This window comes from Acinetobacter sp. CIP 51.11 (genome assembly GCF_000369665.1).
Lineage (GTDB): Bacteria > Pseudomonadota > Gammaproteobacteria > Pseudomonadales > Moraxellaceae > Acinetobacter > Acinetobacter lwoffii_S.
Genome location: NZ_KB850131.1, coordinates 29489 through 50449 on the forward strand (window position 1 = coordinate 29489; position 20961 = coordinate 50449).

At 37.9% G+C, this 20961-nt stretch carries 22 protein-coding genes and 5 pseudogenes; 16 read left to right on the plus strand and 11 right to left on the minus strand.

Annotated features, from left to right (window positions below):
• Positions 1–10: 10 nt before the first annotated feature.
• The 7 genes and pseudogenes from F894_RS14560 to F894_RS15120 all read left to right on the plus strand — a co-directional run bounded on the left by F894_RS14560 (position 11) and on the right by F894_RS15120 (position 3758).
• Positions 11–385: a hypothetical protein gene (locus F894_RS14560; RefSeq protein ID WP_034438673.1), complete on the plus strand. Its 375-nt coding sequence runs from the start codon at positions 11–13 to the stop codon at positions 383–385.
• A gap of 5 nt (positions 386–390) precedes the next feature.
• The gene (locus F894_RS14565; RefSeq protein ID WP_005248674.1) at positions 391–1104 is read left to right on the plus strand and encodes a HupE/UreJ family protein; all 714 of its coding nucleotides are present in this window, start codon (positions 391–393) and stop codon (positions 1102–1104) included.
• Between the two features lie 11 nt (positions 1105–1115).
• Positions 1116–1332 (plus strand): annotated as a pseudogene (locus F894_RS15465) (transmembrane anchor protein); the annotation flags it as partial.
• 83 nt (positions 1333–1415) lie between these two features.
• A pseudogene (locus F894_RS15470) lies at positions 1416–1754 on the plus strand (transmembrane anchor protein); the annotation flags it as partial.
• A gap of 83 nt (positions 1755–1837) precedes the next feature.
• Positions 1838–3145 carry an MFS transporter gene (locus F894_RS14575; RefSeq protein WP_005248677.1) on the plus strand — a complete coding sequence of 436 codons (1308 nt, stop codon included), beginning with the start codon at positions 1838–1840 and terminating at the stop codon, positions 3143–3145.
• Entirely contained in the window at positions 3142–3570 is a 429-nt protein-coding gene (locus tag F894_RS14580; RefSeq protein ID WP_034438676.1) for a YqaA family protein, read from the plus strand. The genes F894_RS14575 and F894_RS14580 overlap by 4 nt, the downstream gene beginning before the upstream one ends.
• A 95-nt stretch (positions 3571–3665) precedes the next feature.
• Entirely contained in the window at positions 3666–3758 is a 93-nt protein-coding gene (locus F894_RS15120) for a YHYH domain-containing protein (RefSeq protein ID WP_151809984.1), read from the plus strand.
• A 45-nt stretch (positions 3759–3803) separates the two neighbouring features.
• Here the strand turns inward: F894_RS15120 and F894_RS14585 are convergent, their stop codons facing one another.
• Positions 3804–4070: a metal/formaldehyde-sensitive transcriptional repressor gene (locus F894_RS14585; protein WP_005248679.1), complete on the minus strand. Its 267-nt coding sequence runs from the start codon at positions 4068–4070 to the stop codon at positions 3804–3806.
• Between the two features lie 56 nt (positions 4071–4126).
• Between F894_RS14585 and dmeF the strand changes: the two genes are divergently transcribed.
• Complete coding sequence (gene dmeF / locus F894_RS14590) at positions 4127–5089, plus strand: CDF family Co(II)/Ni(II) efflux transporter DmeF (RefSeq protein WP_034438686.1); 963 nt, start codon at positions 4127–4129, stop codon at positions 5087–5089.
• 372 nt (positions 5090–5461) lie between these two features.
• Here dmeF and F894_RS14595 read toward each other — a convergent pair whose 3' ends face one another.
• The 3 genes and pseudogenes from F894_RS14595 to F894_RS14600 form a co-directional block, all read right to left on the minus strand.
• Positions 5462–6076, minus strand: a complete 615-nt coding sequence (locus tag F894_RS14595; protein WP_004281236.1) for a thiol:disulfide interchange protein DsbA/DsbL — start codon at positions 6074–6076, stop codon at positions 5462–5464.
• A gap of 177 nt (positions 6077–6253) precedes the next feature.
• Positions 6254–6375 (minus strand): annotated as a pseudogene (locus F894_RS15475) (cation transporter); the annotation flags it as partial.
• A gap of 546 nt (positions 6376–6921) precedes the next feature.
• Positions 6922–7488 (minus strand): recombinase family protein, encoded by a 567-nt coding sequence (locus F894_RS14600; RefSeq protein WP_034438700.1) that lies wholly within the window; start codon positions 7486–7488, stop codon positions 6922–6924.
• A gap of 315 nt (positions 7489–7803) precedes the next feature.
• On the opposite strand from F894_RS14600, the gene arsC reads away from it, so the two are divergent.
• The 8 genes and pseudogenes from arsC to F894_RS14640 all read left to right on the plus strand — a co-directional run.
• On the plus strand, positions 7804–8232 hold the full coding sequence (gene arsC, locus F894_RS14605; RefSeq protein WP_004733243.1) for an arsenate reductase (glutaredoxin): 429 nt from the start codon (positions 7804–7806) through the stop codon (positions 8230–8232).
• A 44-nt stretch (positions 8233–8276) separates the two neighbouring features.
• Positions 8277–8600 (plus strand): metalloregulator ArsR/SmtB family transcription factor, encoded by a 324-nt coding sequence (locus tag F894_RS14610; protein WP_005248682.1) that lies wholly within the window; start codon positions 8277–8279, stop codon positions 8598–8600.
• Positions 8601–8604: 4 nt separating this feature from the next.
• On the plus strand, positions 8605–9078 hold the full coding sequence (locus F894_RS14615) for an arsenate reductase ArsC (protein ID WP_004644741.1): 474 nt from the start codon (positions 8605–8607) through the stop codon (positions 9076–9078).
• Positions 9079–9083: 5 nt separating this feature from the next.
• Positions 9084–10124 carry an ACR3 family arsenite efflux transporter gene (gene arsB / locus F894_RS14620; RefSeq protein ID WP_004644740.1) on the plus strand — a complete coding sequence of 347 codons (1041 nt, stop codon included), beginning with the start codon at positions 9084–9086 and terminating at the stop codon, positions 10122–10124.
• Positions 10125–10128: 4 nt separating this feature from the next.
• Positions 10129–10833 carry an arsenical resistance protein ArsH gene (gene arsH / locus F894_RS14625; RefSeq protein ID WP_004644739.1) on the plus strand — a complete coding sequence of 235 codons (705 nt, stop codon included), beginning with the start codon at positions 10129–10131 and terminating at the stop codon, positions 10831–10833.
• 18 nt (positions 10834–10851) lie between these two features.
• Positions 10852–11802 (plus strand): thioredoxin-disulfide reductase, encoded by a 951-nt coding sequence (gene trxB / locus F894_RS14630; RefSeq protein WP_004644738.1) that lies wholly within the window; start codon positions 10852–10854, stop codon positions 11800–11802.
• A gap of 24 nt (positions 11803–11826) precedes the next feature.
• Positions 11827–12039: pseudogene (locus tag F894_RS14635) on the plus strand (NAD(P)-binding protein); the annotation flags it as partial.
• Positions 12040–12081: 42 nt separating this feature from the next.
• Positions 12082–12444, plus strand: a pseudogene (locus tag F894_RS14640) (IS6-like element IS1008 family transposase); the annotation flags it as partial.
• Positions 12445–12748: 304 nt separating this feature from the next.
• Here the strand turns inward: F894_RS14640 and F894_RS14650 are convergent.
• The 7 genes from F894_RS14650 to F894_RS14680 all read right to left on the minus strand — a co-directional run bounded on the left by F894_RS14650 (position 12749) and on the right by F894_RS14680 (position 20959).
• On the minus strand, positions 12749–13135 hold the full coding sequence (locus F894_RS14650; protein ID WP_005248689.1) for a hypothetical protein: 387 nt from the start codon (positions 13133–13135) through the stop codon (positions 12749–12751).
• A gap of 311 nt (positions 13136–13446) precedes the next feature.
• Positions 13447–14736: an LPD7 domain-containing protein gene (locus tag F894_RS14655; RefSeq protein WP_005248696.1), complete on the minus strand. Its 1290-nt coding sequence runs from the start codon at positions 14734–14736 to the stop codon at positions 13447–13449.
• 10 nt (positions 14737–14746) lie between these two features.
• Entirely contained in the window at positions 14747–15028 is a 282-nt protein-coding gene (locus F894_RS14660) for a hypothetical protein (protein WP_005248700.1), read from the minus strand.
• Between the two features lie 10 nt (positions 15029–15038).
• Positions 15039–17555 carry a type IV secretory system conjugative DNA transfer family protein gene (locus F894_RS14665; RefSeq protein ID WP_005248703.1) on the minus strand — a complete coding sequence of 839 codons (2517 nt, stop codon included), beginning with the start codon at positions 17553–17555 and terminating at the stop codon, positions 15039–15041.
• Positions 17552–18664, minus strand: a complete 1113-nt coding sequence (virB11, locus tag F894_RS14670) for a P-type DNA transfer ATPase VirB11 (RefSeq protein WP_005248704.1) — start codon at positions 18662–18664, stop codon at positions 17552–17554. Before virB11 ends, F894_RS14665 begins: the two co-directional genes overlap by 4 nt.
• Positions 18645–20066: a type IV secretion system protein VirB10 gene (gene virB10, locus F894_RS14675; RefSeq protein ID WP_005248706.1), complete on the minus strand. Its 1422-nt coding sequence runs from the start codon at positions 20064–20066 to the stop codon at positions 18645–18647. The genes virB11 and virB10 overlap by 20 nt, the downstream gene beginning before the upstream one ends.
• Positions 20066–20959 carry a TrbG/VirB9 family P-type conjugative transfer protein gene (locus F894_RS14680; protein ID WP_005248707.1) on the minus strand — a complete coding sequence of 298 codons (894 nt, stop codon included), beginning with the start codon at positions 20957–20959 and terminating at the stop codon, positions 20066–20068. Before F894_RS14680 ends, virB10 begins: the two co-directional genes overlap by 1 nt.
• Positions 20960–20961: the final 2 nt, after the last annotated feature.

The window sequence follows — 20961 nt, forward strand, 5'->3', positions numbered from 1 at the left end:
GAAGTTCAATATGATGGCAATAGTGCAAGATTCAAAAATGAGATATGTGATGATGTGTCTGGTTTGCATCATCAGTCTTGCACTATGTCTGCATTTTAACGAGCATGCGACTGAAAACCGCTTTCAAAAGCATGCCTATGTAGATGTGATTCACACTCATCATCATGAGGTAAATCAGCAACATTCACATCATCATCAAGATACCTATTACGAACATTTTTCTAATGTTGCATCTATCAAAGAAATAGCACTTATCTTGCTTCTGTTAGGTGCGCAAATATTTGACCGTACGCAGAAATACGCTCTATTGCTTGCAAGTCGTATTTTTAAACCTCCAAAAAAAATCATGAGTTTTTTGAACCATTTTTTAATTTTTGGAGTTTGATTTAGATGCAAATTATTGATTCACATTATGTGAAGCTCAAAACCTATTTAAAGCTGTTGATTGCTTTAGGTATGGTCTTGATAAGTCCTGCACTTTTTGCTCATGGAGTTGCAGAGGGTGACAAAGGCTATATACAGGAAATCTACGGTGTTCATGTGATCCCCTTTATTTATCTGGGCGCCAAACACATGGTTACAGGTTATGACCATTTATTATTTCTGGTCGGTATTATTTTCTTCTTATACCGTATGAAAGATATTGGTTTGTATGTCAGCCTGTTCGCCATCGGTCATTCAGTTACCATGCTGATAGGGGTGTATTACAACATTTCGATGAATGCATACATTATTGATGCAATCATTGGTTTTTCTATTGTTTATAAAGCTTTAGATAATTTAGGTGCTTATCAGCGCTGGTTTGGATTCCAGCCCAATACAAAAATTGCCACGCTGATTTTTGGTTTGATTCACGGCTTTGGTTTAGCTGTAAAAATTCAGGAATATGAAGTGCCAGATGATGGCCTGCTTGCGAATCTGATCTCATTCAACATCGGGGTCGAATTAGGGCAACTCATGGCATTAGCCATCATTTTACTGCTTATGACGATGTGGAGAAAAACTCCTTATTTCTTCAGAACAGCATATCAAAGCAATGTCTTCTTGATGTTCCTTGGTTTTCTACTTGTTGGCTACCAACTCACTGGCTTCATTACTCAATAAGGATCTAAATTATGTTTAACGCTGAAATTCCAAAAGATGTTGAATTACCCTCTTCAAAAAAACTGATCAAATCAACTGTTATTGCGGCGGTGAGCGCCATTGTTGTTCTTGTGACTTGGGTAATGCCAGCCGAATACGCTATTGACCCTACTGGTGTCGGTAAAGTTTTGGGTTTAACCAAAATGGGTGAAATTAAGCAATCTTTAGCGGCTGAATCAGTGAATGGTATGGGAGAGAGCTCTCAGATCCCTTCAGTAACTACTGCTAATAGTTCGGTTGCTCAGGCTGCTGTACCAGATGAGAGCTCAAATACAATGCCCGCTATTAAGAAAGAATCGATCTCTATCGAATTAAAACCTAACCAGGCAACCGAAGTTAAGTTGGCTATGCCCAAAGATGCAAGTGTAACCTTTGATTGGAAATCATCAGGTGGTGGTCTGAACTATGACACGCATGGTGATCCTGTAAATGCACCAAAAGATTTCTATCATGGATACGGTAAAGGTAAAAATGAAACTGAGCAATCTGGCACATTGACCGCTGCATTTGACGGAAAGCATGGCTGGTTCTGGCGAAACAGAACAGAAAATCCAGTGACTGTAACTTTGAATATTGAAGGTCATTTCAGTGAAATGAAAAAGGTCTTTTAATTTGTAAAATTCCAGATGAGGGCTAAGCCTCATCTGGAACCTGTATGGCATAAAAGTTAGGTTCTAAATAAGGAGTCCCTAAAATGCTAGAAGTATTAAAAAACACAACATATCGGCATTTGTTCTTAGCCCAAGTCATCGCTTTGATTGGTACTGGACTCATTACTATTGCTCTAGCTTTACAGGCTTATGACATCGCAAAAGAGCAAGCAGCCCAAGTCCTGGGTATTGCCTTGGCGATTAAAATGATTGCTTATATTAGTGTCGCACCCATTGCCTCCGCATTTGCAGAAAGATTACCGAGAAAAAAAGTTTTGGTAGGGTTGGATGTCATTCGAGCCTTAACCGCATTGTGTCTGCCTTTCGTGACTCAAATCTGGCAAATCTATATTTTGATCTTTATTCTTCAGTCTGCCTCAGCTGCTTTTACCCCCACATTTCAAGCCATGATTCCTGATGTATTGCCCATAGAAGAAGAGTATACAAACGCGCTGTCTCTATCACGATTGGCCTACGACCTAGAAAATATTATAAGTCCAATGCTGGCAGGCTTGTTACTCACTGTGATGAGTTATCACAACTTGTTTTTGGGAACTGTGGTTGGATTTATTGGTTCGGCACTATTTGTAGTCAGTGCAAAATTACCAAATGCGAAAATGCCGGAGTTTATCGGGGTATATAACCGAATCAAACAAGGCGCAAAAATATATTTCAGAACACCCCGCCTAAAAGCCTTACTCGCTTTAAATCTGGCTATTGCTTCAGCCAGTGCGGTTGTCATTGTCAATACGGTTTTTTTAGTTCAAACGACATTTGAATTAACTGAACAGGCGACTACTTGGGCATTTGGTTTATTTGGATTAGGCTCAATGCTTGCTGCATTTGCATTACCAAAAATATTAGATAAATTGAATGATAGAACTGTCATGCTTTCAGGCACTGTGGTTCTCGTCGTTGGATTGTTTAGCGGTTACTTTATTTCTGCCTATACTGGGCTATTAGCCCTCTGGTTTATATTAGGTATTGGTTATTCAGTTTCTCAAACACCAACCGGACGTCTTATTAGAAAGTCTGCATCAAGTGAAAATCGAACAGCGCTATTTGCAGCTCAATTTGCATTTTCACATGCCTGCTGGCTAATCACTTATCCATTAGTGGGCTGGTTAAGTACAAGCTTTGGAACGCTTATAACTTTTTTGCCTATGGCATTCATCGCCTTGGTATCAATAGTCGTCGCGTTTGTTATCTGGCCAAAAAACGATAATTTAGTTTTAGAACATACTCATCTTGATTTACCAGAAGATCACGAGCATTTATTGCAGCACAACTATAAAGGTAAGCATGAACATGAATTTATGATTGATAGCTATCACCAGCACTGGCCTAAATAGTGGCTTATATTTTTTTATTCTTAAGTGCATTTGGGGCAGCAACATTACTGCCTCTTCAATCAGAATCTGTATTGGCAGGAATGCTAATATTGGGAGAATATTCACCGGTTTTACTTATAGGTGTGGCAACGCTAGGGAATGTATTAGGTTCATGCGTGCATTGGTGGTTGGGAGTACAAGTTGAGAAATACAAAGAGAAGAAATGGTTTCCTGTGTCTGAAGAAAAGCTATTAAAAGCACAGAACCTATATGGGCGTTATGGTTCACCTCTACTGCTATTAAGCTGGGTTCCAGTGATCGGTGATCCCATTACCCTGGTCAGTGGAATGCTTAAGGAGAAATTTTATAAGTTCCTTTTTTTAGTTTTGATGGCTAAATTTTCCCGTTATATTTTTATATATTTGATTTATTTAAAAATGGTCTAAGCCATGTTGGCTTTGATTAAAGATCATACAGTTGATATTCTAATTATTTGAGAGGGATTAAGATGAAAAGAATTTTATTAATATGCTTTATAGGCATGTCATTTACCTATGCGAATGCTCATTCTGGGGGAACGAACTCACAGGGTTGTCATACCAACAGTAAAACTGGTGATTACCACTGTCATTAATAGGTGCGCACACAGTTTTTTTATTTAAAAGACTGTGCTTTAAAGTTATAAGTAGCGTTTAACTAAAGCTAAAAATTCATTCAGTTCTTTTTCCTTTATTTCCTCAGTATCACCGAGTACATGTTCTCTAAGATGAAGTTCTATTAACTCATTCATTAAGCCATTTATCGCACCTTTAATTGCTGCAACTTGCTGTAATACCTCAATACAAGAATTTTCAGAATTTAAAATATTCTGTTCAAGGGCATTAGTTTGACCTTGAATTCGTCTAATCCGATTTAAAATTTTTTTGTTCTGATTTAAGTGAGACATACTATTCAACCTCAAGAACATATACTATGGGGGAGTATTAATTGTGGTGCAATAAAATGCAATATCTAAATAATGTTAAAAGTGACCATTCGCATCAATTTGACGAAGGAAATCCTTTAGCACAAAAGAAAATTTTAATCGCAACCATCCTCACTGGTGTAATGATGGTGTTTGAAATTTTTGGAGGATGGTTCTTTAATTCCATGGCTTTATTGGCTGATGGATGGCATATGAGTTCTCATATGTTGGCATTGGGCTTAGCTTATTTTGCCTATAAAATGGCTCGAAAATATGCTCGTGATCAGAGATTCTGTTTCGGTACATGGAAGATAGAAATCTTAGCTGGATATTCGAGTGCCATTTTATTGATGGTTGTTGCTGTATTCATGGGTGTTCAATCGATAGAACGTTTATTCAATCCTGTGAATATTCACTACAACGAGGCAATTTCAATTGCGATTGTTGGCTTGATCGTTAATTTTATTTGTGCCTGGTTACTACGTGAAAATGGTCACCACCACCATCATCACTCTCATGATGACCATGACCACCACCACGATCATCATCACTCTCATGATGACCATGACTTAAACCAGAAAGCCGCTTTTCTTCATGTAGTAGCAGATGCAGTAACTTCTGTATTAGCGATTATTGCACTTTTCGCAGGGAAGTATTTTGGATGGGATTTTTTAGATGCAATTCTAGGGATCGTAGGTGCAGTGCTTGTAGCACAATGGTCTTGGGGATTGATTAGAGAAACAGGTAAAACATTGCTTGATGCAGAGATGGAACATCCTGTAGTAAAGGAGATTCAGGAAGTTGTAGAGGAATTAGATAACCAAATTACGATTACTGATCTGCATGTCTGGAAAGTAGGTAGAAGTAAATTTTCATGTATTTTATCCCTAAATACAGTTAATGACTCCTTAACAGCAGAGGTAGTTCGTAAAGCTTTGTCAATTCATGAAGAGATTGTTCATATTTCTGTTGAAATTAACAAGAATTTCCATGTTGTTTAAATTAATATTTATTCCTTTTAAACTTTATTAGTCTATTTATGTAAATCTTAGATTAGAATTTGTTTGTTGTAGAGCGTCGGGGCGCCTCGGCAATTCTGCGTGTTGAAATAGAAAGGAAAATTCATTTTCTGAATGAAGATATCGGGTATGAACGGGTAAAGATACAATCCACGATTCATATTCAATCCCATGCCTTTAAAGCGCAAAGCGTGTTGCAGATGCAGCTCTTATTCCGAGGAATTTTACACTGGTATCGCCCGCCGATAGAAACACCAGATCCGGCAGTCAGGACGTAAATAACCATTCCTCCAGTTTAAATAAAAAAACCTGCAGATTCGATGCAGGTTTTTTTTAGAGATAATCAATCGCGTCTTATTTGGCTTTACGCTCTTTCTCGATCAGGTAATTCACCACCTGAATGACTTTGGCATCATTACCCTGCACAATATATTTACCATTCACGGTCACTGCCGGAACACCACTTAACTGATACTGAGCAGCCAGATTTTTGGCTTGGGCAATTTTCGAAGTGATCGGGAAAGATTTATAAGTGCTGTTAAATTTCGCTTCAGGAATACCATAGCGGGTATAGAACTTGGCCAATTGCGCCTGTTCTAAAATTGGACGCTGCTTATCATGAATATCATGGAATAATTGTAAATGTGCTTTTTGACGCACACCCAATGCTTCAGACACATAATAAGCACGCGCTGCCTGCTCCCAGAGTGGATTCATTGCAGCCGGCGTACGTACAAAACGTACATCTTTTGGTAATTTTTTCAACCAGCCCTGCATATGTGGTTCAAGCGCGAAACAGTGACCACAGCCGTACCAGAAGAATTCACGTACCTCAATTCTGCCCGGTTTTTCGACTTTGACTGGTTTTGCAACCACCTGATAGTCCTGACCTGCCACAAAATTGGCCATAGCATTGCCTGAAAAGGCCAAAACAGATGCGGCAACAGCTCCTAAAAGGAATTTTTTCATTGGGATTATCGTCCTCTAAATCATTATGCTTAGTGTATGGGTTCACTATAAATCAATTATGCCGGTTCCGTTTTCATGCTGCGAACTTTTGTGCTATCAGAACCGCTACATTAAAGTATGCGACTGATTTTAAGTCAGTTAATATGGCCATTCGACCGCTATGTGTTTTTAGATAATCACAAAAGTTAAACTTTGAGTAATAAAAACGGTTATAATTTCTACGATTAAAACGTAGTGGTCAAACCTACAGTAAATATTAACTTCTTACTATTCTCTTCAGTAACAGCCGCGTGGCTATGATAATTGCTGGAATTTACAACATAGAACTGAGCAAAAAATGATTTATGAAAGGTTTATTAAATTAAATAAATTATTTATATAGTTAAAATTCACCTGATAAATCACTTTTTAATTTAAATTACTATGTTAATTATTTCTAAATTTTTCTCTAAGAAACGGAGTCCCCCATCAGCAAAACTACTGGTTGAAAAAACTATAGTAAAAATAACTAAAATAATCTTCATGTACATATTATTGAATCTAATCATATCTTGGACCAAAAAAATCTTTACTTATAATAATGAGTAAATATATACATCAGAATGACAAAAAAATTACAAACTTGTAATTTTGTTAAGGTTTATTCTCAAAAAAATAAATTAATACTATTTTAAAAAAGATAAATCGTTGCTGAAAAAGCTAGATTGCAATCGAGTTAATTAATTATAAATCAAAAACTTATATTGTATAAAATTTGTAACTCTTTGCTTTCTGCACTTATTATTTAATCAACGTTTCACGATTTTCATAAGCTAAACTAAATATAGTCGCCAATTTCAATTGAGTTATTTCCCGGCTTTTAAATACCGATATACCGCTTGGCGACTAATTCCAAATGCCTGGCCTAATGCCATTTTTGATGGATACTTCCCTTCCCTCCATGCTTGTCGTAAAGCTTCAGCTTGGTCAGGCTTTAGTTTATGCACCCGACCTTTGTACTTCCCCTGAGCAGAGGCGAGTTTTATTCCTTCCTTTTGCCGCTCTAAAATGATCTCACGTTCGAACTGTGCAAAAGCACCCATCAATTGCAGCATCAAATTATCCATCGGGGTGGATTCGGCCGTAAAAGTAATATTTTCTTTTACAAACTGGATGGCAATCCCTCGTTTGACCAGTTTATCTACTTCAGTGACCAAATCTTTCAGGCTTCGCGCAAAACGATCCATGGAATGTACAATCACCCTGTCCCCTTCCCGGACATAGTTCAACATTTCCTGAAATTTAGGTCGGTCAGTATTTTTACCTGAAGCACGGTCAACAAAAATCCGGTCGACTTCAATTCCCTCAAGTTGACGTCCAGTGTTTTGCTCGACAGAACTTACCCGGATATACCCTACTTTTTGTCCTTTCAATTTTTCACGCCCCAATTGGATAAAAATGAACAATTTCGTAAATTATAAATCTTTAATACTAAAGTTACATGTTATTTATGATTAAAAATCATTCAAATGATACATAATTTCATGAACTTTCAGATTGTAACTTTAGGGTATACTCTAAATTTACATATTTAAATAACGAGTTTTTTCTCACTCATAAGAATTTGCAAGAATATATATACATTTATTGACATTAAGTAATTTAAATAAAATCAATATACGTATTTGCATATATGTGGAAATACGTATATAAATATATCTGAGTTTCTAATAGCAGAGTCAGTCAAAATGTTCTCGACCATAAAGATTTATCACAATCCTGAGTGTGGTACATCAAGGAATACCTTAGCTTTAATTCAAAATGCAGGAATTGAACCAATCGTTATTGAATATCTAATTACCCCACCTTCGAAAGCAGAATTAATTGAACTTATTCGTAGTGCTGGTTTAAGTGTTAGAGAAGCAATTCGTAAAAATGTACCTCCATATTCTGATTTAGAAATTGTTCGGGAAGATTGGTCTGATGAACAGCTTTTAAATTTTATGCTTCAACATCCTATTTTGATTAACCGCCCATTCGTTGTTACGGATTTAGGTACACGTTTGTGTCGTCCTTCTGAAGTTGTTTTGGATATTCTCCCGTTTCCTCAGAAAGGCGCATTTAGCAAAGAAGATGGTGAAAAAATTATTGATGAAAATGGCCAAAGAATTAAATAGCACTTTCTCATCTCTTAAATGGAAAGAATGTGAAGGAGACTTATATGGATCAAGTTAATTTTTTTAAATGCTTATCAGATGAAACACGTCTCAATATAGTGACATTAATTGTTGAAAATAAAGAACTATGTGTATGTGATTTGACTGAAAAACTACAACTCAGTCAACCTAAAATTTCAAGACATTTAGCCCTTTTACGTGCTTCAGGGCTACTTCAAGATCGCAGACAAGGCCAATGGGTTTACTACAGTATCAATCCAAAATTGGCCAACTGGTGTTATGAAATTTTAGATATTTTGAAGACGGTTCAATCTCAATCAAAGCTGGATGATCAACACCCCCTTTCTATAAATAGTTATTGTGAGTAATTCAATGAAATTTTTATTTTTATGTACTGGAAATAGCTGCCGTAGCATTTTGTCTGAAGTTTTGTTTAATAGCCGAGCACCAGAAGGTTGGAAAGCCTATAGTGCTGGGAGTAAGCCTTCAGGTCAAGTTCACCCGCTAACTTTAGAAACCCTTGAAAACTTAGGATTATCTACCGAAGGTTTATGGAGTAAAACGATTAATGATTGTGAACAATATCAACCTGATGTTGTGATCACAGTATGTGATTCTGCTGCTCAAGAAGCATGTCCACTTTATTTGGGTGGAGCAATCAAGGCACATTGGGGCTTGGCTGATCCTTCACACTTAGACGTGAATAAAGAAGAAAAAATAAAAGCCTTTATGAGCACTGTTGAACATATCAATCGTCGCTTAGATGCTTTATTTAAACTTAATGTAGATAAACTATCTCGCTCAGAATTGATTGCAGCAATTAATCAAATTTCGAACGTTGAGTAAGTGAAATGTCTGAAAAACGCTTATCTTTTTTAGATCGCAACCTGACGCTATGGATTTTTATTGCCATGGCCTTAGGCATTGCCATCGGAAACTTCTTTCCTCAGGCTTCTGTCGCACTCGATAAATTAAGCATTGATTCAGTGAATATTCCAATCGCGATTGGTCTTATTCTAATGATGTATCCACCACTGGCAAAAGTGAACTATGCGACTTTGCCACAAGTGTTTAAGGATAAGAAAACCCTTACTTTATCCTTAGTACAAAACTGGCTGATCGCGCCAGTACTCATGTTTGCCCTGGCAATCATATTTTTACATAGTTATCCAGAATATATGACCGGTGTCATCCTGATTGGTCTTGCTCGATGTATTGCCATGGTTCTGGTGTGGAATGGCTTGGCCTGTGGTGATAATCAATATGTTGCAGCATTAGTTGCCTTTAACAGCATCTTCCAGATTCTATTTTTCAGTACCTATGCCTGGTTATTCCTGACCTTCCTTCCACCCTATTTTGGTGTCGCTTCGCAGGTCATTAATGTCGATTTCTGGACCATCACCCATGCTGTTCTGGTTTATCTTGGTATTCCGTTCTTATTAGGTTTCTTAACGCGATGGATTTTGGTGAAACAGAAAGGCGTGGAATGGTATGAAACCAAGTTCATTCCGAAAATCAGTCCGCTGAGTTTAATGGCTTTGCTGTTCACCATTCTGGCCATGTTTAGCCTAAAAGGCGGTGATGTCGTGAGTCTTCCGCTTGAAGTTTTACGCATCGCGATTCCTTTAACCATTTACTTCGTTTTAATGTTCTTCATCAGCTTCTTTATGAGTAAATGGATGGGCAATGACTATCCTAAGACCACAGCAATTGCATTTACCGCAGCGGGGAATAATTTTGAATTATCACTTGCAGTAGCGATTGCAACTTTTGGTATCGCTTCGCCTGTTGCTTTTACCACGATTATTGGCCCACTGGTCGAAGTTCCTGTGTTGATTGCCTTGGTGAGTGTTTCACTCTGGCTGAGAAAGAAAGTTTTTAAAGAGGCCTAACTCTATGAATCTCCCAAATGTAGATCTAAATCTTCTTGAGCAACCCACCTTTGAAAAAGTTCAAGCCAAAGAACTTGCTCATCCTCCGCGAATTTTGCTGCTGTATGGCTCTAATCGAGAACGTTCTTACAGTCGCCTTGCAGTTCTTGAAGCCGGTCGAATCCTTGAGCATTTTGGGGCGGAAATAAAAATCTTTCATCCTAAAGGGCTTCCTTTACCAGAAGATGCGGATACTGAGCATCCAAAAGTAAAAGAACTGCATGAGCTTTTAGCATGGTCAGAAGGCATGGTCTGGTGTTCACCTGAACGCCATGGTTCTATGAGTTCAATCTTTAAATCTCAAATCGACTGGATTCCACTGGCAGGAGGGGCAATCCGTGCAACCCAAGGTAAAACTCTTGCCTTGATGCAAGTCAGTGGCGGATCACAGTCATTTAACAGCCTGAACCAGATGCGTATTTTGGGGCGGTGGATGCGGATGATCACCATTCCAAATCAGTCTTCAGTTCCAAAAGCTTTTTTGGAGTTTGAAGAAGATGGGCGAATGAAACCTTCGGCTTTCTATGACCGGATTGTGGATGTGATGGAAGAGTTATTTAAGTTCACCCTACTGACTCGTGGACAAAGCAAATACCTGACAGATCGTTATTCAGAACGTAAGGAATCAGCTGAAGAATTATCTAAACGTGTCAATCAGCGCAGTTTGTAAACTGCTAGGTGATCTTAAATGCAAAAGAGACATTCTAAATTAATCATTCTTGGCTCAGGTCCTGCGGGTTACAGCGCTGCGGTATATGCAGCACGGGCTAATCTTAAACCCACTTTAGTTGCAGGCTTACAACTCGGTGGTCAATTAACCACGACCACTGAAGTCGATAACTGGCCGGGTGATCCAGAAGGTTTAACAGGCCCCGCACTCATGGAACGTATGCAAGCGCATACGGAACGTTTTGGCACCGAAATCGTCTATGACCATATCAGTGAAGTGGATTTAAGCGTTCGTCCATTCGTGCTGAAAGGCGATATGGAAGAATTCACCTGTGATGCCCTGATTATTGCCACAGGTGCAACGGCACAATACTTAGGTCTTGAGTCTGAAGCTAAATTCATGGGGCAAGGTGTAAGTGCCTGTGCAACTTGTGACGGTTTCTTCTATAAGAACCAGAAGGTGATGGTTGTAGGCGGTGGTAACACTGCGGTTGAAGAGGCGCTTTACCTGTCTAATATTACAGCTCACGTGACTTTAGTGCATCGCCGAGCTTCATTGCGTTCTGAAAAAATTCTACAAGACCATCTTTTTGCAAAACAGAAAGAAGGCAAAATTAGCATTCTTTGGAACAATCAAGTGGATGAAGTGTTAGGCGATAACACCGGAGTAACTGGAGTGCGTTTAAAATCCACTGTAGATGGATCAAAGCAAGATATTGAGGTACAGGGTTTATTCGTGGCAATTGGTCACAAACCAAATACTGAGATGTTTTCAGCGCAACTTGAGTTACGTGATGGCTATATTCAGATCCAAAGCGGAACAGCGGGGAATGCCACTGCTACTTCAGTGCCAGGTGTATTCGCTGCCGGTGATGTGGCTGATTCAGTTTATCGCCAAGCGATTACTTCAGCAGGCTCTGGTTGTATGGCTGCATTAGATGCTGAAAAATATCTTGATAGTTTAAGTTGATTTTGATGTTGTCATAAAAATATAGTGAATATTGTAAAAGCCCAGTCTTCAGGATTGGGTTTTTATATTAAAGAAAAAATAAAAGGGGAAAAGGCTTTGAATCAGAAACAGACGGAAACTGATGTCATCATTATCGGTGGTGGACAGGCAGCTTTATCTACAGCTTATTTTTTAAGGCGAAAAAAAATACCATTTATTATTTTAGATGATCAAAATCAAGCAGGTGGAGCGGCACTGTTGCAAATAGGCTGACATGATAAGCTAAATATCTTATTTATTTCGAGATACAGCATAGGAAAGATCTTCAATACGGTGAAAAAATGGCAAATTCCACGGGTCATCAATACAGATAAAGCAGCGACCTATGGCCATGCTTTATCACGATTAAAGCGAGAAGGAAAATGTCCAGTAGATATTGAGCACAGGCAGATTAAGTATAAAAATAATGTCATTGAATGTGATCATGGTAAGTTAAAGCGAATCATCAGGGCCACATTAGGATTCAAATCTATGAAGACTGCTTATGCCACAATTAAAGGTATTGAAGTCATGCGTGCACTACGTAAAGGACAAGCATCGTCATTTTATTATGGTCAGCCTCAGGGTGAAGTGTGTCTAATCAACAGGGTTTTCGGTCTCTAAGCACTTTTTAAAGGGAACATCATCGACTCAAATCACTATTTGCAACAGTGCCGAATAAACAGAATTCTTTTATGAAGAATCCTGTTTATCTTTTATATCTTCAGTGATTTGTATCATCCAGTACATAAGCGCAAAGAATGGGATAAGCAAGATTAAAAAATAAAGGATACTAAAATTCAGAAAATATCTGGCAAAAGATAAGATTGTCAGTAAGACCAATAATCCGCAGACCGTATAGACAATTTTATTGCGTTTACTAATTAGCTCGACAATAGAAAGATCCTGATTTTTCATTCTATGATCCCTAGTAGCTTGTGCAATACTGCATTTCCCTATAACCATGTAGCATATTCACCAGAACCATGAGTTGATTAAGGTACGTGCTAGGTAGCCCTTCTAGCTCAGGGAATTTTTCCCACATTAGATATTTATCTTTGTAGAGAAAGCAATTTTTCTTAAATTTCTCTTGGCCTGATAACTCAATTTTCATTTGTTCAAGCTGCTTAAAATGCTCAACCACATCGTCTGGAATCGGCATATTGAGAGCTACACTTTTACCATTTAACCAATATTGGATTGGTCGGACGTTAATAGATTCATTAAAGCCTATAGCTTTGAAATAATCACGTATCGCTTCAGGGTTGTAAAATCCCAATGATTCAACTAGCAGTTTAAAGTCTGCATTTGTCATTATTTACCGTCCTTAATCAGATTAAATTTGATTATATAGTCCACAGGTGGACAATACAAGCAATATCCCAAGTTTAACCTTCTATTCTACCTATCCAATGCAGATCCATAGAAGGTGTATCAGAGCAAAGTGTCTACTTTGCGAACTGGCGCAATCAGTTAAATTTTCCCTTCCCTGATTACTGTTGATTTTCAAGCGAGCTTTAGAAAGCTGTGCTTTTTAAATGGTGACCGCAGAAAATAAACTGCTCCCATCTGATCTAGTAGCGGGATTTAAAAAAACACCCTTAATGGGTGTTTTCGTGGCCTAGATTATCGATATATATCTTTATTTTTATTTCTCTCTTGAGTTTTAACTTGTGGCTGCTGTACTGGCTGCTGTTTTGGAGCATTGGCATCATAAGCCGTTAATTTTGGCTTATGAAATTTCTGATTTTGAATATCGGCATTGTGTTGAATCTGAAGTTTAGTTTTATCATTTTTGGTTAGAGCTTTTTCAGTTGTTTCTTTCAATTTACTCAAGCTTTGTGCTTCCCACTTCCCTTTATTTGCCAATGTTTGTACTCTTGCACCTGTTGGCAGTCCAGTTTTAGGATCAATTTCTTTAGTATTCACTTCGACTTTGTTAGATCCTTTATAGGTCACGACGATATCATCATTCTTAATGATATTTTGTTCTTTCAAAGTACGTTCCAGATCCTTCGCCCATATTGTATTTTTTTCACCTTTACTATTTTCAATAGTGGCGTAGTAGCTGCTGTTATTTTTAGGATCATGCTTATAAGGTGCTGCACCATGATCTACTAATTTTCCAACGTGCATTTTTTTCTGATTAAGCTGTTCAACCGCAACGTCTATACTGGCTGTGCGCTGCTTTTCTGTGAAGCCGTCAGCTTTCATTTTTTTATCAAACACTGTCAGTAAAGCTTTTTCCTGTTCTGAAAGATTATTAAGCTTTTCTTTTCGTTCCTGCGCTGGATCTATTTTTCCCTGATTATTTAAAGGCTTTTCTTTCTGGCGTTCATTACCCTTTTCAAGAGTATTGGGAACTACCTCTTTACCTTGTTCTTTTTTCATATCATTGAGCAAGGCTAGATCAATATCACGAGGTTCATAACCCTTTACTGTCATGCCCTTCATTGAAGCTTCAAGCCATACATTCCGTTTGAATTCTTCAGAGCCTTTAACCTGTATTGTTTCCCATTTTTTAGCTTTTGCTACCTCCACCATTGAAGCAGCAATATGCTTATCATCAATTGTGGTTTTTAAAGCTTTTCCAGAATCTTCAAAAGCTACTTTTTCAGGATTACCTTTAAAGTGATATTTGTCATCTACCACATAATATTTATTGAGCAATGCTTTAGGTATGCCTTCTTCACTAGATTCTTTACTGTCATTAGTTTTTAGCTTTTTGGTATCAGTTACCTTAGTTTCTTCAAGATCTTGATTAATACCTTTTGTGTTTTTTGAAATATCTATATTTTCAGCTTTTTCAATCGAATTGACTTCAGCTTGATTTGTTTCTAACGTCTGGCCAAGTTTGGTATAGCCTGTTTGTTCTTTATTAAAACTAGGTTTATCGACCTTGTTTGCTTCAGTCATGATCAAGTCCTTATTGATTAGAAATATTTTGGCGACGTGCTGCTTCGTCAATAATCATTTTGGTTTGAATATATTTGTCTGTTAGAAGTGCAATTTGTCTTTCAGTTTCAGTGCTTAAATCTTTATTTTGCTGATATACAGCTATGCTTTGCATATAGTTTTTTACAGTGTCAGGCTGATTAACCGCTTTAGATGAAAAGCCATTAGGACTGGTCACGGCTTTATTTGAAGTACAGCCCACAACTGAAAAAGATAGGGCAAGGCTGATTAATGTAAGAGAGATTTTTTTCATGATAGTTTCCTTATTTAGAATTAACTTGGTCTGAAAACGCCCGATAAACGTCATCAAGATCTGAATTTTCTATAGATCCGTTTTGACCTTCATCTGCTACAACAAGGTTTTCCACTTGTTCTGGTTCATCTACTGCAACCAGATTTTCTATTTCTGCAATCATGACCAGAGGATCTGATTCATCTGCTGCAACTAGATTTTCCATTTGTTCTGGTTCATCTACTGCAACCAGATTTTCCATTTCTGCAATCATGGCCAGAGGATCTGATTCATCTGCTGCAATTAGATTTTCCATTTGTTCTGGTTCATCTACTGCAACCAGATTTTCTATTTCAGCAATCATGGCCAGAGGATCTGATTCATCTGCTGCAATTAGATTTTCCATTTGTTCTGGTTCATTTACTGCAACCAGATTTTCTATTTCAGCAATCATGGCCAGAGGATCTGATTCATCTGCTGCAACTAGATCTTCCATTTGTTCTGGTTTACCCACAGCAACTAGGCTTTCTATTGGATTTTCAGCACTAGCTTCCACCTGGCTAAAGAAGTCATCGACAATATTTTGCGATTCAGTATCTTCTTCCCATTCAATAGCCCCAAAGAATTGATCGACCACTTGTAGACATTCTTCAGGTTGTGGATTTTCTGGATCTTCAAAAACTGTTTTATCTAACTGAAATTCAGGGATAACCAAGCTAGAAATATCTATCTGTTCAGCCTGTTCTACTGTAGTAATTTCAGTTATACGTTTTTCAATTTTTGCCTTATGCAGCTTTACGTCTAAATCAGGAATAGGAATTGAAAGTTCCAGATCCTCAAAGGCAATTTTTTCTAATTGCTTGTGAGTTGGAAAACCTTTAATTGCTTTCATACTAGGAGAAACGGACTTTAGGCGATCCACAAAAGCACTGTCATTAAAATACTTAGCCTTTTCACACATGATAGGTTTTGTATTTTCCATAAAGATAATTTCTTTATCTTGCGACAATTCTTTTAACTCTTGAGGAAGCATTAAAGCTCGTCTTTGATCTGATTCATTTTCTGAATTAGAGCCACCTTGCCCCCATGCCATAGAACGGCTTTGGCCTTTAGATTTTGCTTTGAAAGTGAAATAGCCAAGCATTTCACTATATTCATTAGCATCTCGTTGTTCTCTAGGCGGGTAAACGATCTGCAAAGCATGGTTAGTTACAAGCCCCCTAGTTTGAGTTTTATAAACGTCCTCTAACTGGCCAATAGACTGAATAATTGTTAATAAACGAATGTTATAACCCGCAATAAATGAGTTAGCGTCTGCAATTTTCGCTACTTTACCGACAGCCGTTGCTTCATCATTCACGACTAGGCACTGGTATTTCAAAGATGAATCTTGTTGTGGCAGTGTTTTTAGATTCACATCAATTAAGAGTGAATAAAACAGATTGATTAAGTTCTTAGCATCCCCTAAGCGGTTGGGTTGAACACCAAAATAAATAGACATTCTTTGTCTGCGTACATCTTCAAGTTTAAAGTCACTTGATGAAGTTGCAGCGTCCACAATCGGGTTCGCAAAAATCGTTAAAGGTGAGGTAAAAGTAGAAATGATGTTACCGAGCGTATTGTCTGGTGAACTTAAAAAACGGTTTAAAGCATCTAGGCAAGTATCACTAAGCGGTTTATCACTTTGCGCTCTTTCATCAATAATAGATCTAATATGATCCTGAATTGGCTTACCTTTACCTGAACTCTGTCTTAAAACCTCGCCCATAGTTACAGGCAGATCTTCAGTTTCAAATAGATATAGGGCTATGCCAAGAAATAAGTTATTAGCATTGTCATTCCAGAAATCGGTTTTAGCATCACCAGTCACAGGGTAGAAGCTTCGACCAATAGCAAGAATTTCACCTACTCTAAAATTTTCGTCATGATTAACGGTATCAAATGGATTCCATTTGTGAGATTTTAGATCTTCAGAAAATGGGCTGAATAGATAAACTTTCTGACCATTCTTAGCACGAAATTTAGAAGTTAATAGGAAGTTTTCAAGCTTCAAATCCAGTACAACTACACTATCCGAATAGTTTAGAAGGTTAGGAATAACAATCGCTACACCTTTACCGCTTCGTGTCGGAGCAGCCAAAAGTACAAATTGCTGACCGCCAAGCATTAAATATTTATTATGATATTTCCCTACTAAAATTCCCTTATTTCCCATCAATCCAGATTTCTGAATTTCTTTTGTTGTGGCAAATCTGGCATCACCGTGTAATGACTGTTTTTTATTAAACAGACTAGCAATGACTAAAGCAGGGAGAACAAAAGTGATAAATAGTGCAGCGATCAAGGCACCTTGCAGCTTTTTCTTTTGTGCAGGTACATTGTGTGCATATAAATCCCAATAATACCCCCACGTTGTCAGATTAACTTCAGGAAATGGATTGGTCTTATTAGCTAAGTAATAAAGAACACCGGCCAGATATTTAGTAATAAAGAAACCAACGACCGCTAGAAAAATTGCAAGGAGTAGAATCAGGATTTTTTTATTCACGCCCTATCCCCTACAATAATTTCAGCATCACCAAATTGAGCCTTAACTTTAGAAACAGGATCAAATTTTATTTCAGAAATAAAGCGTTCTTTACCTATTAAATTGCTTTCATCATCGTATTTTTTCTTCACTTCAACATGAACAATAATATCAATGGTTAAAGCAACTAATTCCTTTAGTGTAGTGGCATCGTAGATATTTGCTTGTTCATGTTCTTTGCACATAAAGACGTAGCGATCATAAGCCAGTGAACAGCTTTCAGCGTGATAACTTGTAATAGATCCACTGTGACCAGTTGTAAGCAGCTTCAGAAAGTCAAAAGCTTCTCCACCACGTAATTCAGCAAGTAATACACGGTCTGGCTTCATACGCATATTACTAGCGATCAGATCAGATGGAGTTACCTTAGCTTTACCTTGACCACCTTTAGAATAAAGTAGGTGAACCTTGTTTTCATGTGGAACAAAAAGTTCACGTACATCTTCAATAGTGACAAGACGTTCATCTTTAGGAATGTACTGACAAATTGCCTTCATGAAAGTGGTTTTACCAGAACCAGTATTACCAACAACTGCAATATTTTTCTTACATTGAACAGCGAATTTAAAAAATCCCTCAAGATCTTTGTTTTCTAAAAACTGGACTAGCTTAATATCTTCAGTACGTAATACAGGTTTAAACTGCTCAAACTCTTTAGATTTCCCATATCTGAAGTGGTCAAAAAAGCCTTGATCTTTATATTCCTGAAATGATCGGTTTGACTCGTCAGGAATACGGATCGTCATTGATACCGTTCCATTTTCAATGGCTGGCGGTAGAACAATCTGAATACGCTCTCCATCAGGCAATTGAGCAGATAATATAGGGTTTTCTTGGCCAATCCGTTGATTGGTATAGGTAGCAATAACATTAGCTAAAGCTGTTATTTGCCCCATTTCCAGATTTATAGAATGCTTTTCCCATCCTTTATTAGATTCCGTCCAAACTTCGTTAGGTGCGTTAATTGCAATTTCAGTCACCCCTTTAGTTTTTAAGAATTTTTCTAATGGAAGTAATAGCTGTCTAACCATTACATCCTTGCTTAAAACATTATTTTGCGCGGAGTTCATACACACCTCTGAAATCAATATCTTTGGCCACGTAAATTGAAGCTACATCACCCTGATTTTTATAAATTGTTGGCTTGATATTGATTGTTTCATTCAACACTGTTTCAGCCATTGATTTACCCATGTCTGAAGTGTTTTGAAGCATATAAGGAGTGCTATTGTTCCCGCCTGTTTCTTTAGAAATACCGTAAGCAATAGCGTCTTGAACTAAAGAAAGCATAAACGCTGAACCGATACGTGCGCCCCAACGGTTATCCACTCGACCACTTAAACCACCTGTTCCTAAATGGTCTGCTGCGGGAGAATCAATATCGACAATAACACCATGCGGAGTTTTTAAGCGTGACCAGATGATACCTAAACGTCTTTGACCTTGTGCTGCAATACTTTTGTATTCTCCAATGACTTCAGATCCCGCTTCAGCAAGGACTACACGACCATTATCAGAATAAACAGGTTGTGGAAGGACACATGAAGCCATACCGCCAATTTCTGAAACGACTTTAACTGACAGGTTGCAACGAATTACACGACCTTTAGCAATTAAGTAATTTCGATCCCCAATAAACCTAGCCTGGACTTTATTAGAGGAATAACTAGCCATGTTAGTTGTAGCTTGTTGTGGTTGATGCTGCTGCATAGGTTCATCATCATGCGCTAAAGACATCAAACCAGATCCAGAGAAATTACCAGAACGGCTATTACTATTCTGATCCTGTTCAAACTTTTTCATCATGCCTGTTACTTGGTTATAAGCTTCTTGATGATTCATGCTTGACGGCTGGCCAACCGCCTCGCCTTGTTGTGAAGGATTGACAAAGATCCCTCCACCGTAACGGCTTCCATTGTTTAAAGGTACATATTGAGCTTGTTGTTGTGGCTGTGGCTGAATTACTACAGGCTGTTGATTTGCTGCTTGTTGTTCAACTACTGGCGCAGCTTCAGGCTGTCTTAAAATCTGCTGACCATTTTGGCATTGAAAAACCAACATGCCGTTATAAGTTAAAGCATTGCCGTTATTGTCTGTTAGCTGTCTAGGAATACTTTGATCCTGACAGGCATCTAGGCTTTGAAATTGAGCATTTTGACCTGCATCCATTGGCACAGGATCAGTATTAGTAAAATCCCTTCTTTTAGCTGAAGCATCTAGGCTTGGATCTATCTGATTTTCTTTTAATTGGGCTGCTTCTTCAGCATCACTATTATCTGAAAAGAAGTTATAGGCAAAGACCGCTATAACAGTAAAAAGTACCGCCATAACTGCAATAAACGCTATTTTTTTACCTTTTCCATCTTCCTGATCCCCACGTTCATTGACAGACACAATGCCATTTTCTGATTCGTTAAATTCTTCATCAGGAGCTTGTTGATCATCTAATGGTTTTTGATCATTAATATTCATTAGTTCATATCCCCAGTAATGACACGTTTAACACCCTCTACAGTAGTGCCATCTTGAGGAGCAACACCGACAGGATCATAAGATTCATTGAAAATGCTCACTACGCCTTTTCCTTGACGTAAAACAAATTTTTTAGCTAGAGCTTCAACAATCAAAAGTTTTGGATCTTCTCTACTGATATGGAAATTAACTTTTTCGTCCCCTTCCGTACCTTCAACAAATACGACTGGAATATCAGTATTTCCTTTAAATCGCATATAGGTAAAACGGCCGTCATCAAATAGCATTTCAGGAACAAAATGCTTCCCTTTGCTGTTTGCAGCTTGACGATAATTCCAGTTTTTGGGGATAGGCGCAGCATTGGCTAAACGATGCTGTAAAACCAAAAATTCAGTAAGTTGGCTTTCTTCTTTTAATTGTGCTGCATAGGCGTTATAGCGTTGAGCTTCTTCCTGTTTCCGTTTTTCTTCTTCCTCTTGCGGGTATTTAAAGACAACCCGATACATCGGTTTTTCTTTTGCGTTGTTTAGGACTTGGAAATCAAAACTATAGTCACGCTTATTAGTGCGTAACTCTAAGTTATTCCGAGTAGCTTTATCTTTTGGCTTTACCCATACTAAATTTGATCCAGTATCAGCAAAAATACACCAGTTAGTGTCATCTTTTTCACAGTCTGAAGGGTATCCAGTAGCAGCACCACGTTCTAAAATTCTTTCACCTTCACCTAATACAATGCGGGTTACAGTGCCTTTTTTAACAGTAATTCGATAAACATCATTAGGAACATAATTGATTGTTCTAATACGTGAATCGGTAGGCAAAGCTTTAGGCGTAATTGCTGCATAAGAGATCCCATGCACCGCCAAACCCAAAGCAAGAATTAATTTTTTCATGT

Coding starts and splice junctions, on each gene's coding strand:
- F894_RS14560 (WP_034438673.1), top strand. CDS start 11: ATGATGGCAATAGTGCAAGATTCAAAAATGAGATATGTGATGATGTGT.
- F894_RS14565 (WP_005248674.1), top strand. CDS start 391: ATGCAAATTATTGATTCACATTATGTGAAGCTCAAAACCTATTTAAAG.
- F894_RS14575 (WP_005248677.1), top strand. CDS start 1,838: ATGCTAGAAGTATTAAAAAACACAACATATCGGCATTTGTTCTTAGCC.
- F894_RS15120 (WP_151809984.1), top strand. CDS start 3,666: ATGTCATTTACCTATGCGAATGCTCATTCTGGGGGAACGAACTCACAG.
- F894_RS14585 (WP_005248679.1), bottom strand. CDS start 4,070: ATGTCTCACTTAAATCAGAACAAAAAAATTTTAAATCGGATTAGACGA.
- dmeF (WP_034438686.1), top strand. CDS start 4,127: ATGCAATATCTAAATAATGTTAAAAGTGACCATTCGCATCAATTTGAC.
- F894_RS14595 (WP_004281236.1), bottom strand. CDS start 6,076: ATGAAAAAATTCCTTTTAGGAGCTGTTGCCGCATCTGTTTTGGCCTTT.
- arsC (WP_004733243.1), top strand. CDS start 7,804: ATGTTCTCGACCATAAAGATTTATCACAATCCTGAGTGTGGTACATCA.
- F894_RS14610 (WP_005248682.1), top strand. CDS start 8,277: ATGGATCAAGTTAATTTTTTTAAATGCTTATCAGATGAAACACGTCTC.
- F894_RS14615 (WP_004644741.1), top strand. CDS start 8,605: ATGAAATTTTTATTTTTATGTACTGGAAATAGCTGCCGTAGCATTTTG.
- arsB (WP_004644740.1), top strand. CDS start 9,084: ATGTCTGAAAAACGCTTATCTTTTTTAGATCGCAACCTGACGCTATGG.
- arsH (WP_004644739.1), top strand. CDS start 10,129: ATGAATCTCCCAAATGTAGATCTAAATCTTCTTGAGCAACCCACCTTT.
- trxB (WP_004644738.1), top strand. CDS start 10,852: ATGCAAAAGAGACATTCTAAATTAATCATTCTTGGCTCAGGTCCTGCG.
- F894_RS14650 (WP_005248689.1), bottom strand. CDS start 13,135: ATGACAAATGCAGACTTTAAACTGCTAGTTGAATCATTGGGATTTTAC.
- F894_RS14655 (WP_005248696.1), bottom strand. CDS start 14,736: ATGACTGAAGCAAACAAGGTCGATAAACCTAGTTTTAATAAAGAACAA.
- F894_RS14660 (WP_005248700.1), bottom strand. CDS start 15,028: ATGAAAAAAATCTCTCTTACATTAATCAGCCTTGCCCTATCTTTTTCA.
- virB11 (WP_005248704.1), bottom strand. CDS start 18,664: ATGAACTCCGCGCAAAATAATGTTTTAAGCAAGGATGTAATGGTTAGA.
- virB10 (WP_005248706.1), bottom strand. CDS start 20,066: ATGAATATTAATGATCAAAAACCATTAGATGATCAACAAGCTCCTGAT.
- F894_RS14680 (WP_005248707.1), bottom strand. CDS start 20,959: ATGAAAAAATTAATTCTTGCTTTGGGTTTGGCGGTGCATGGGATCTCT.